Source organism: Blautia sp. MSK18_10 (assembly GCF_020553185.1).
GTDB classification, from domain to species: Bacteria; Bacillota; Clostridia; order Lachnospirales; family Lachnospiraceae; genus Blautia_A; species Blautia_A wexlerae.
Map to the genome: position 1 here is coordinate 22,734 of NZ_JAJCGT010000007.1, position 12,883 is coordinate 35,616.

At 39.2% G+C, this 12,883-nt stretch carries 12 protein-coding genes; all 12 read right to left on the reverse strand.

All coding sequences use genetic code 11. The features are described from left to right. Window positions 1-53: 53 nt before the first annotated feature. Window positions 54-1,793 (reverse strand): ABC transporter ATP-binding protein, encoded by a 1,740-nt coding sequence (locus LI074_RS05015; protein ID WP_173681503.1) that lies wholly within the window; start codon window positions 1,791-1,793, stop codon window positions 54-56. 1 nt (window position 1,794) lies between these two features. Further along, entirely contained in the window at window positions 1,795-3,549 is a 1,755-nt protein-coding gene (locus tag LI074_RS05020; protein ID WP_173697812.1) for an ABC transporter ATP-binding protein, read from the reverse strand. A gap of 192 nt (window positions 3,550-3,741) precedes the next feature. Further along, window positions 3,742-4,371, reverse strand: a complete 630-nt coding sequence (locus tag LI074_RS05025) for a TetR/AcrR family transcriptional regulator (RefSeq protein WP_118616975.1) — start codon at window positions 4,369-4,371, stop codon at window positions 3,742-3,744. Window positions 4,372-4,573: 202 nt separating this feature from the next. Then, window positions 4,574-4,876: a hypothetical protein gene (locus LI074_RS05030; RefSeq protein ID WP_227292116.1), complete on the reverse strand. Its 303-nt coding sequence runs from the start codon at window positions 4,874-4,876 to the stop codon at window positions 4,574-4,576. Then, window positions 4,873-5,655: a hypothetical protein gene (locus tag LI074_RS05035; RefSeq protein ID WP_008706681.1), complete on the reverse strand. Its 783-nt coding sequence runs from the start codon at window positions 5,653-5,655 to the stop codon at window positions 4,873-4,875. The genes LI074_RS05030 and LI074_RS05035 overlap by 4 nt, the downstream gene beginning before the upstream one ends. Window positions 5,656-5,667: 12 nt before the next feature. After that, entirely contained in the window at window positions 5,668-6,309 is a 642-nt protein-coding gene (locus tag LI074_RS05040; protein WP_055060378.1) for a class I SAM-dependent methyltransferase, read from the reverse strand. Between the two features lie 297 nt (window positions 6,310-6,606). Next, on the reverse strand, window positions 6,607-8,331 hold the full coding sequence (locus LI074_RS05045) for a glycogen synthase (protein ID WP_173697813.1): 1,725 nt from the start codon (window positions 8,329-8,331) through the stop codon (window positions 6,607-6,609). Between the two features lie 310 nt (window positions 8,332-8,641). Next, entirely contained in the window at window positions 8,642-9,229 is a 588-nt protein-coding gene (locus LI074_RS05050; protein WP_022380959.1) for a cytidylate kinase-like family protein, read from the reverse strand. 12 nt (window positions 9,230-9,241) lie between these two features. After that, complete coding sequence (locus LI074_RS05055) at window positions 9,242-10,609, reverse strand: MATE family efflux transporter (protein ID WP_173697402.1); 1,368 nt, start codon at window positions 10,607-10,609, stop codon at window positions 9,242-9,244. Window positions 10,610-10,831: 222 nt separating this feature from the next. Next, window positions 10,832-11,347, reverse strand: coding sequence for a CarD family transcriptional regulator (locus LI074_RS05060; RefSeq protein WP_055054297.1), 516 nt, complete (start codon window positions 11,345-11,347; stop codon window positions 10,832-10,834). Window positions 11,348-11,375: 28 nt separating this feature from the next. After that, complete coding sequence (locus LI074_RS05065) at window positions 11,376-11,603, reverse strand: hypothetical protein (RefSeq protein WP_243240839.1); 228 nt, start codon at window positions 11,601-11,603, stop codon at window positions 11,376-11,378. Between the two features lie 236 nt (window positions 11,604-11,839). Then, entirely contained in the window at window positions 11,840-12,841 is a 1,002-nt protein-coding gene (locus LI074_RS05070; protein WP_118566025.1) for a helix-turn-helix transcriptional regulator, read from the reverse strand. Between the last annotated feature and the right edge of the window lie 42 nt (window positions 12,842-12,883).

Here is a 12,883-nt window from a genome sequence, read left to right on the forward strand (position 1 = left end):
AAAAATCGACTTCCATTATCAAGAGGTGAGTGCTGATTATTTGTGATTATTTCTCAGCGCGCCAGTTTCCAGCTCACCGCCTGCTGCCTTGCATCCACAAATCTCTTATAAATACCTTCCTGCTTCATTAGCTGCTCATGTGTTCCCTGTTGCACAATTTTTCCTTTGTCAACAACCACAATCTGATCTGCATGTCTGACTGTTTTTAGTCTGTGGGCAATCATAATAATCGTTTTTTCCTTTGTAAGTGCATCTACTGCATCCATCAGCTCCTTTTCATTCTCCGGATCAACATTGGCCGTTGCTTCATCTAATATAACGATTGGTGCATTCTTCATAATTGCCCTGGCTATGGAAATACGCTGTTTCTCACCACCGGAAAGTGTAGCTCCTCCCTCTCCAATCACTGTATCATATCCATCAGGAAGTTTGCTGATGAAATCATGACAGCATGCTTTCTTCGCCGCTTCCACCACTTCCTCATGACTTGCATCCTGGCGTCCGAATTTAATATTATTCTCAATGGTGTCTGCAAACAAATACACCGACTGAAACACAAATGAGAAATTACTCATCAGACTGTTCATGCTGTAGTCTTTTACATTCACACCTCCAAGTGTCACTTCCCCGGAATCCACATCCCAGAACCTGGCAATCAGATTGCAAAGTGTTGATTTTCCTCCACCAGACGGTCCAACAATTGCTGTCGTCGTTTTCTGTGGGACAGAGAGCGATATATCGTCAATGATCTTCCGTTTGTCATAGGAAAATGAAACGTTAGAAAGTCTGATATCGTAATTTTCCGGATGGATCTCTTTGCCGTCGATATCCATGGTGTCCAGCTCCAGTATTGCATTTGCTTTATCTACACATACACTTACCACATGTAAGAGGGATGAATAATTTCCTGCGCATTCCAGACTGGAATAAAGCATAAATGCTGAGATTGTCATACCAATCGCATAGACCGCACTCATGGTTCCATTGATATAAAAATATGCGCTGCCTGCTACGATCACAGCACCTGTGATTTTTGTTATCACGCTTTGCAGAAAATGATAGGGAACAAACAACATCTCCATCTTTGTATTGACCTTTTCGCATGCTTCATTTGCATCGTTTAATCTTTTTGCCTGTTTTCCGAGCAGGTTGTATGATTTCACCTCTGATATTCCCTGCAGATACTCCATGATCTGGTTTACAAGCTCTGTATCGCATAACACTTTTTGCTCTGAATCTTTTTTCCCTGCATTCTGCATTACAGAATTGACCCCAAAGAAAATAAGTACTCCTGCTGCAGCTATCAGTCCGATTCTCCAGTCAAAAATAAACAGCATAAGAATGATCATTGATGTTTCCAGAATTCCCTGCATTGTCAGCATAACCACTCTCGCAGCCACATCGCCAAGTATTTCCATTGTATTGGTTGTAATGGAAGAAATTTCCCCGATACTATTGGAATTGAAATACCCCATCGGCAGATATCGCAGATGTTCTGCAATCTTGATTCTCATAAAAGCACTTGCATTATATCCTCCCTCTGTCTGAAGCACTGTAGAGTATCTCTTGCAGATTACGTCGACTACAATTGCAAGAACCATAATCGCAACGGAGCCTCCAATATATTTTCCTGTCGGTTTCCCACTCAGCAGACCAATCAGTATGTACATAATAGCCGGAATCTTCATTGCTGAGGCAAGAGCCTCTATGAGTCCGATCACTATCGACAGTTTAAATTTATTGCCATTTTCCCTGCCTGAAAAACGAAAGAATTTTGCCAGAATCCCAAACATATCATTCTCCCTCCTTCACTGTATCTTTTACAGAAATATGGGCATTCCACATTTCCTTATAAAGCGGGCATGACACCAGAAGTTCCTCATGTGTGCCATGTGCTGTTACATTTCCATCATTTACAACAAAGATCTGGTCACTGTCCTTAACAGTAGAAAGTCTGTGTGCTATTACGATCAGGGTCTTCCCTGCTACCAGTTTTGCGATAGAATTCTGCAGAATTGCCTCATTTTCCGGATCTGTGTAGGCAGTTGCCTCATCAAGAATCACGATCGGAGCATCCTTTAGCATTGCTCTTGCAATGGAGATACGCTGTCTCTCGCCTCCTGACAGATGTCCTCCTGCACCTCCTACAACCGTATCAAATCCATTCTCCAACTGCATGATAAATTCATAGCATCCGCTTTTCTTTGTCACCTCGATGACCTGTTCATCTGTAGCCTCTGGATTTCCCTGTCTGATATTTTCACGTACCGTTTCATTGAACAGATAATTATCCTGTGCAACATATGCAATTTTCCGATTAAAATCTGCAAGCGACATTTCTTTGACATCAACTCCACCGATTTTAATGCTTCCGGAATCCACATCCCACAAGGACGCAATCAGCTTTGCGATGGTCGACTTGCCGCTTCCGGAAGGTCCTACGATTGCATTTACCGTTCCTGCTTTCAGCTCCATAGTTACTCCATGCAGAATCTCTTTGTCGTGATAACCAAATCTGACATCTTCAAGAGTAACGGAGTTATCTTTTGGAACACTTTTACTTTTCTCTGGACGTTCAAGCTCCGGCTGTTCCAGAATTCCTGCCACTTCACCAACAATCACTCCGATCTTGCCAAGATCATCTGTATAGGAACCCACTGTGATCAACGGTCCAACGATTCCAAGTGATAAAATAATGCAGATGACAAAATCTGAAATCGCAAGTGTTCCATTGGCTACATAATGTGCCCCAAACGGCAATACCGTAAGAAGCGTATAAGGTGTGACCACCATCATCAGTCCATGAAAGATCGAGCACCGTTTCATCCAGGAAATAAAGGAATCTGCATAAGCCATAGCCGCCTTTGTAAATTTTGCATAAGAACTTTCTGTCTTTCCAAATGCCTTGATCACTTCGATTCCGTCAATATATTCCACTGCCGCATCATTCAGATCTTTTGTTGTCTGAACCGTTCTCTCGAAGCTTGGTTTATAATCCAGCATCATTCCAAAATAGGAAAGAAATCCCACTATAACCGGCACCAATGACCAGAGTGCCAGTCTCCAGTCTGTCAGGAAGAAATAAATCAAAATCACAATCGGTGCCAGCAGATTGGACGTGAATTCCGGGACAATATGCGCCAGTGTTGTCTCGATACTGTCGATTCTTTCCACCATAATATTTTTAAATGTACCGGAAGGTGTGTCTTTCACATAGCCAAGAGGTACCCGCGCCAGCTTGTCACAGCAGGATTTTCTTATATTTGCAAGTACTGCAAACGTTGCTTTATGTGACAATGCTGTCGAAAGTGAATGAAGCAGTTCTGCAATGATAAACGATAATGCAATCAGAACCGCTTTTGCAAGATATATTTCAAACTCCTTTTCACCATTTAAAAACAGCTTTACTACATCTGCAATAATAAAATACGGCAAAATCTTAAAAATCACATTTCCTATTGCAAGTAACACACTCCACACATAGGCAATTCTTTTTTGTCCGGCCCACGTCAGGATCCAGCTGACTGCCGACTTCTTTTTTTCTTTCACATCTGTTCACTCCTTACGTTCGTTTTATTGTTTCGTTTTATTGTTTTACCTTCTGTTAGTTCGTACTAACCAACATATAATAAAATAGGTGGTTTACTGGCATTAACCACCTGATATTATTATCCAGTCTGAACTTTATTCAGAAATCCAGAACCTGCAACACACATAACCTATTCAGAATTCCTGCATCAGTTATACTGGAAATTCAATATTCCACAATCGTTCCCAGCCACCTGTATTAAATTCTTTCAGTTGATGTACATTTTTCTTTGCAGTCTCCCTGTCTATATCATGCTCAATAATCTGAAATACTGATGAAAAAAATCCCGTATAGATCATATGCATAAGGCTTTCCTCTACAACCGGTATTTTTACACCGGCTTCCTTCATTTTTTCCATATATTTCAGGCTGGACTTCATTTCCCGCTCCACCATATTGTGTATGAATAATTCAAATTTTCCACTGTCTCCGCATTTCAACAATAATCTGAAATTATCATAATGATCATAGATATAATCAACCATCTGCTCCATCCCATCACTGGATGTATCCGACATATTCCTTGTCTGATCACTGGCAGAAAGCTTTTCAAACTCCTCAACGATCTGGTCATAAATCTGATAAATATGTTCCATATAAGGATCCGTCAGTGCATCAAAAAGTGCCTCTTTCGTCGGATAATATTTGTAAAATGCTCCAGTAGTAAGCCCTGCATCTTTTACAATATTTCTTAAAGATGCTCCTGTCAAACCATCTTCCAGAAAATGTTTTCTGGCTGTATCTAATATGTTTTTCTGTGTATCTTCTGCTTTCGTCGACATTCTTTTCGTATCCTCTAAACTTCTTTTCAAAAATATAACAGTGCTATATAGCACTGTTATATTTTAACTCATTACAGAAATTTGTCAAGTCTTGGTGTTTCAATTTTTTATTTTCCTCGTGTATTCAGTTTCCACTCCGCAGATGCTTTCTGCAGTTTTACAGGTCTGTTCTATTCAGACAGATTTTCTTTGCAGAAAAGTTCTATACAGTTCTCAACCATTGTCTAATCATAGTCTGTTGAAATACCTGAGCCAAGCCAGTATTTGCATGCTTCTTCAGATATTGTTCAACCATCCGGTCTAATACAATTGTTCTCGCAATCACACCATAAGTCATGGCGTTATCTTTATCTGCTTTGGAAAAGTCATAATCAAGCTTTTTCACAAGTTCTACTGCAATTTCGTCATTTATTTTAGCATTTTTCTTTCTTGTTTCTTTTGCTCTTGCATACAAGGTCTGTACCATCGTTTCCGGCACACCTGTCACATTCACTTTTTCTTTCATTGTCTGTCGCCTTCCACTGCTTTTTTTACTTCTTTCACCCATTCTGCACTATGGCAGCAAAACAGTTCTTCATGCTGCATGTTATGTCTTCGGATATCCGGATTTTTGAAATAAGTACAATATCTCTTTTCGTATTTTTCACCCATCTTTGTTGCATAAAACACGTGAATTGTTGTTCCCGGTACATCAATTCCATGCTGGACTTTCGTAACCAGATCAGAATAGAACTGATTATAAACACTCTGTTTCGTAATCCATGGACTTCCTCCCTTGTCAATACCAAACATATTTACAAATCCATCAATCAGTTTCTTTCTTGATTCATCTGCTTCATTTATTTTCTTTTGCATAAACTTAGGTAATTTACCCGTGTGTACCATTTTATACATAATTGGCACAATGATAGATGACTGGAGCTTTGCCATAAACGAACCTGCTTCGTCCATATCACTGCTCCCAATGATGCCATGATTTATATGGATTCTTTTCCGCTGAATCAGAAGGGATACAAAACTTCCTCCAAGGGAACATCCATACGCTGCTTTAATTCTCCCACCATACTTTGTTCTGATTTCCTGCTCAATTTTTTCACATTCATCTTCCATCGAATAAAATTCTGTTTTCTCGTTTGGATCAAATCCATCATAAGAAACTGCTACCGTATAAAAATAAGAATGTAACCCATCCAGTACATGATCAAAGCTACTATACAGGCAACAGGTACCGGGAAATAAAAATATCACAGGTTTACGATTGTCTCCACTTTCATAAAATTTCATAGCTAGTCTCCTTCAGGCTTTTCTGACAACACAATGCATCCTCATACCTTTGCGGATTTCAAATTTTTCTACTTTTAATCCTACTTTTCTGCAGCATTTCATGACCACATCTCTTGTTGGAACCCGAACATCTCCATGTCCGCATATATTTGCCAGAGGCATTTCCAATGTATTCATCAGCCATACCAATACTTTATTGTCACTGGTCACATCCCGCAGGATCAATCTTCCATTTGGGCGAAGACATCTTTTTACACTGTCAAAAAATGCCTGTGGATCCGGATAATGATGAAAACTCATAGAACAAATAATTGCATCAAATGAATCATTTTCAAAAGGAAAGTTCTCACAGTCTCCTACAACAAACGTTGCATTTGAAATGTTTTTCTTTTTTGCCTGTTCAATCATGGCCGGAGTCAAATCCAGACCTGTATAATGTCGGTCTGGATATTTTTCTGCTAATAAAGAAATCATCGGAGCCGGTCCACATCCAGCGTCCAATAAATCTCTAAATGGCTCTTTCTCTAATTCTTCCAAAATATCCGGATAGTCCTTCTTACACATTTCGTAAATACCCGCATGGTTACTTTCATATCTTCCTGCTGCTTTTGTAAATTCAGCAATTGACAGTTTTTTGTATTCTTCGTTTTTCATGTTGTTTTCCTCAAATCACACCTGCACCATAAACCAATATTTTCATAGAAATCCGTCCTCTTTACATTGTCCAGTAAATCGCTATCATATATGTTAGTTTTATCTAACCTTGATTTTCTAAAAAACCGTGTGAAAACAAAACTGTAATTCCACACGGTTTCTTTTCTTATGTATTCAGTATATCACTTTTATCTGGTTTATCAACCAGATTTTGTCTCAATTTGTTACGCATTGCGTAGCCATTTGGAAAGACCAGTACATCGTTTTCGAAATATACACCAGAGCACATTCTCTGCTCTAATCTCTTGGTGTTAATCCTACATACATATCTTTGTACTGTTTTGCACTCTTTTCCCAGGAAACATCTTTATTCATATCGCGGATCACCATATCATCCCAGGATTTTCTGTTCTCGAAATAGAGCGTCTTTGCTCTGTTGACCGCGTCGTAAAGCAGCCCGCTTTCATATCTGTCAAATGTAAAACCGTTTCCTGTATTCTCAAACATATTATAAGGCTGAACCGTATCTTTGAGTCCTCCGGTCTCTCTTACAATCGGAACTGCACCATATCTCATGGCTATAAGCTGTGTAAGTCCACATGGTTCAAATCTTGATGGAACCAGAAGTGCATCACATCCTGCATAAATATTGTGAGCCACATTTTCATTGTAAGCAATATATGCACAGAAATTGCCTTTATATTTGTTTTCATAATAGCGGAATGTATTTTCATACTGAGAATCACCAGTACCAAGAACAACCACCTGCGTATGTTCATCCATAATTCCCGGGATTACGTCATTTACAAGATCAAGACCTTTCTGGTTGGTGAGACGTGAAATAAGTCCGATTACCATCTTATGCTCATCTACATCCAGCCCCAGAGATTCCTGGAGAGCTTTTTTATTAATCTTTTTATTCTTTATCGCTGACTTCTCATCATAATCAGCAGCTAACAGCTTATCAGTTGCAGGATTCCAGATATCCGTATCAATACCATTCACAATTCCCAGAATCTTATTGTTGTGATATCTTAAATGCTCTGCAAGTCCCTCTCCATATTCCTCTGTCTGAATTTCCCATGCATAAGTATTACTTACAGTTGTAACTTTATTGCTGTAAGCGATGCCACCCTTTAACATATTGGCATCCAGCCAGTTCTGGATCATGCAGTCCTTATTAAATACATAGTCCGGAAGTCCTGACCAGTATTGAATCATTTTTCTGTCATAAATACCCTGGAACTTCAGATTATGTATTGTGAGTACTGAAATTGCACGTCCTACATCTGTATCCTGAAAACAGGTTCTCAGATAAAGTGGTACTAAAGCTGCCTGCCAGTCATGACAATGTACTACATCAGGAGTCCAGTTCAGATAATTAAGGGCAGCAAGGGCAGCTTTTGCAAAATAACAGAATTTCGGAATGTCATCTATGAGATTCGTATATGGATTTCCCCAGGAGAAGAACTCATCATTATCTATAAAATCATAGACAACCCCATCCTCCTGATATTCCATAATTCCCACATAATACTGCTTTCCATCAGAGCAGAGATTCATATCAAAGGAACCCCTGTATTCCATCTTTTCCTGAAATTTCTGAGGAATACATTTGTATCTTGGAATAATGACCTTAACATCAATGTTTAATTTTGCCAGACTCTTTGGCAGGGCAGACATTACATCTCCCAATCCGCCGGTCTTAACAAATGGATAACATTCTGATCCAATGAAGGCTACACTTCTTCGCGGTCCCAGATCAGGCTGTCTCGTTGGAATGTTCTGTTCATTCTGTTCAACAGATGGCTCCTGAATAATTACGGCTTGCTTAACAGAAACATTCTCTACTGTTGGAGCAACATTCTTAACAGCTTTTTGAGGACTGTTTTTTGCACTGCTTTTTACACTGCTTTTTACACTGCTTTTTACGCTGTTTCTTGCATTGCTCTTTGTATTACTCTTTGCATTGCCTTTGGTACTGCTTTTGGTACTGCTTGTTTGAACTGTTTTTTTTCTCATATCATTGATCTCCCTTTTGCATTTTACAAAGTCCGAAATCTATTACGTCTTAACTAAAATGTCCTCCGGTAAGTTCCTGATAAACATTCATTTTGCAGATATTTATCATTTCCTGTTAATCTCAATTATAACACAAAATGCGCAAAGTAACTATTATTATCTGAAATGCTTCCATCACTTAACTCTTACCTGAATGATACAAGCTGGTTTATTCCTTTTCATTATATCTGCCTCTTTTATTTTACAGATACACTACATAGAAAAAGGGATCTTCCACTCAGTCAATTTGAATAAAAAACATAATCTGTTTTTATTTCACGCATTCCATAATTATCATCTCACATCTGTCATATCCAAGCTGTGAGCTGTTCAGGCACAGTGTGTAATTGCTGGCTTTTCCCCAGTTCTGATCTGTGTAAAAGTTATAATTTGTTCTTCGCCTTTTATCTGTGTCTGCCATCATTTTCACAGCTTCCTTCTCTTTTACATTGTATAAACCAGTGATACGCTTTATTTTTTCCGGCATGTCCCCATGAATAAATACATTCAGCACATCATCCCGGTCTTTCAGTATATAGTCTGCATTTCTTCCAATGATCACACAAGGCTCCTTCTCAGCCAATCCTAAAATAATATTTCTCTGTGCCTCATACACCATGTCCTCCACAGATTTTCCTGTGATATCACGACCGGAAAATGCATATGCGAACAAACCTTTTTTCGGAGATAATTCCGCATTTTCCTGAATATATTCCGGTGATAAGCCGGACTTTTCTGCAATCTGACCAATGATATTTTTATCATAATAGGCAATTCCGAGTTTCTTTGCCACTTCTTCTCCGATAAAACGTCCACCGCTTCCAAATTCCCTGCTGATCGTAATAATTCTTTTTGCCATCTCTGATTCCTCCTAGTTTAAAACATCAACCCTATTTTTTCTGATTTTCTTTAAAAATACATATCCCACAAAACATGAAATTATTTCAGTAATTGGAAATGCCCACCAGATCAACGAAACTCCCATCTGACCATTTCTGACAAACAGAGAAAAGATTCCCGCCAATGGCAGGATAATAATCAGCTGTCTCAAAAGTGAAATCACCAGTGATTCCAGGCCACCATCCAATGCCTGGTAAATTCCCTGATAAGCAACATTAATTCCGGCAAACAAGAAACTCACTGAAATCACTCTCATCGCGGCAATAAAATATTCTCTTGACTGTCCTGCATTAAACAGCATTGCAAACGCTCCGGGGAAAATCTCCGTAATTGCAATTCCCAGAATCATTAATGCAATGGTATAAATAAGTCCATATTTGATACCATCCTGAATTCTCTTTTTACTTCTCATTCCATAAGCAAATGCAATGATCGGAGTGATCGCATCTCGCAGACCAAAAGCAAGGAAGAGAACAAACTGCTGGACTTTATAGAACAATCCATAGGCTGTCTGTGCTGATGGATTGAACTTCAGGATCAGATTCATCACATAAACCATAATAGACATCAGAGCCTGCGCAATAATTGCCGGAAGTCCGATTGCATAGATTTCTTTTATAACACCAGCATTCGGTTTCATGTATTTCGGTCCATGCCCGAATTCCCTGTTCAGTTTCATATGAAAAATAAGCAGTAATACAGCAGAAGCAACCTGACCAATTACAGTTGCGTAAGCTGCACCTTTCACTCCCATTTCAGGACAAGGTCCAATACCATAGATCATGATCGGATCGAGAATAATATTTACAACAGCACCAACCACCTGTCCGATTGTAGAATAAAGAGAACGACCTGTTGCCTGTAATAGCTTTTCAAATAAAGAAAAGAAAATAATACCAAAAGAAATCACACAGCATATCCGCAGATAGCTGACTCCCATTTCAAGTACTTCTGCATCAACTGTCTGTGATGAAATATATACTTTCACTCCAAAAATACCAAACAGTAAGCAGACCACATAAATGATCACACCCAGGAACAGACTGTTTCCTGCTACCTTTGCAGCCTTTTCCCTGTTTCCCTGTCCAAGTGTCCTTGCAAGAAGTGCATTGGTTCCTACACCTGTTCCGATTCCTGCCGCTACCATAAGCATCTGAACCGGAAATACCAGAGTGAGGGCATTTAATGCAGCTTCACTGCCCACTCTCATATTTCCTACAAACGCACTGTCTACAATGTTATAGACCGCCTGCAATGCCATGGATAAGATCATAGGGATTCCCATCTGGATCATCAGCTTATTCACCGGCATATCCTTCATTTTGTTGCTTTCTGCCATTTTACTTTAACTCCTCTCTTTTCTGCACAAAAAAAGTGCGCACCCTGTCACATAAGCTGGACTTACGCTGACAGGCTACACACTTTTTTCATAGCAAATATTCTATTTAACAAAAGAAAAACGAGTAGCATGAAACTGGATTTACGCTCATCTGCTACTCGTTCGTTATCATTATATTTCCTGTTTTCTAAAAAGTCAAACGAAATATTTTTACAATGCATATCAATCTATTTTATTTTGATCGATGTAATCAATAATCGTTTTACAGATTTCCTGTTTTGGCTTTTCAAGTGCAACTCCCAGTTCCATATATAACAGATTTTCTGCTATCTGGAAATACCTTGCATCTGTAGCAGTACATTTTTTCCCTTGTGCAAGTCTTTTCTGCTTCCGCTGATAAATCATTTTTATAATAGCAACTAATGCCTCAGGGTTATTTGCTCTTACTGCTTCTTTATAATTTTGTTCCCTCATTTTTTCATTGTTTGTCCATGCTGTCGGGATATCCGGAATTCGTTTAATCAGATTCCAGGCTTCTTCTTTTGTCAGACATAATCTCAGTCTTGAATCTGAGCTTGAAACAGGAACATATATTTTTTCCTTTTCATCTTCTACTGGTTTCATCAGATAATATAATTTATCGTTTTTTTCATCCTGCGGATTCAAATATAAAATATTTTCTATTTTACAGATACCTGTAACTGATTTGCTGACAAAGTCTCCAATTTCATATTTCACAAAATCCACTCCTTGCTGACTGGCATTCTTATTCCGTAAAAGTATAACGTACAAAAGAACCCTGATTGTCTCCTGTTACTATTACAACATCTCCACTCTCATTGCGTGTGGATTCCAGAATCGGAAATCTTCCATTTTCTTTTACATAGGCTTCCGGGCTAGATGCTTCTGCCTCGATCAAAGTTTTTTTACTGTATTGTTCTCCTCCACACGGATTTATATCCTCAATAAAAATTTCATACTCATGCATATGCATATGCAGTTCCTCCTGAAATTCATTTTATAAAAACAAGTAGCATAACTGTTGTTTTCCGACTCATTATGCTACTCGCCCTTATTTTTATTATAAAGCCATTTTACTTTGATTTCAAAAGCGTTTTTTACTAAAAATGTATCTTCTGTTTTTGGGCATTATTACTATGTATTTTCATATCCTGCGGCATCAGAGGATGGTTACGCAGGGCAAATATCGTATCTTCGTGGATTTCCTGATCATTTTAATACGAAATTTTTTAATTCATCTCTCTTTTTTACATGAAGCTTGTTAAAGATATCTGTAAGATAATGCTTCACGGTGTTTAGGGATACCCCCATGTGTTCTGCGATCTCCCGGTTGCTCCAGTCCCGGCAGGCCAGCATGGCAATGGAAAATTCCATGGTAGTCAGAGCGTCTGTCACCGGTCTGTCTGATGCAGGATTGTGAACCGCCATCCATCCACGGCTGAAGGTAATAACTGCATCCGATATTTTTCTGTACATCTCCGGATTTTCTTTGCGGATGCAGGACTCCAGAAGTCCCTGGAGAAGTCCGTGGAGTTCGATAAACGGCTCGATAAGCTCATCCTTCACTGCCAGTTTCCATGCAGTGAGTATGGCTTTTTCTGCTTCTGCCTGATGCTTCAGACTGATTTCACACATAGCAGTCACACAGTAAAGATATATCATCCCAACAGGATAAATTTCTTTACAGGAAAACAGTGCCGCATCACAGATTCCCAGCGCTCTGCTGTATTCACCTTTCAGATAAAGGTCATGGGAAATTACATTGGCAGCAAAAATTCTCAGTCCCTGAGGCAGACTGCTCATATATTTCTTCATATCCGGCAGTTCCTCTGTAGAGAGATGTAAAAGAACTGTTCCCATATATCCTGCAAATACACAGTATGCTGTATTTCTCTCAGAAGTGGGAGCTTCCATCTCTTTTCTCAGACATTCCCGGATAATCTCAAGGCCACGTTCAGATGCCTTCGCATTTCCCAGTGTAAGATTAGAGTACACATAGAGCATACATGCAGACAGCTTCAGTTCCAGCCGGGAACTCATAATATAAATCTCCACCAGATCACTGCATTTCTGCGCCTGCCCTGTGAAATAATAAAATTCTGCAATAGCGATCTCCCGGAAATCCCTGTCTGCAAAACTCTCTGCTGCTTTTCTTGCATTTCCTGGCTCAAATGCTGTATTTATCAGTGGTAATACTGTATTTTCCGTCATATATCCACTCTGCCATGTCCTTTCTCTCTGTATTTTTTTATA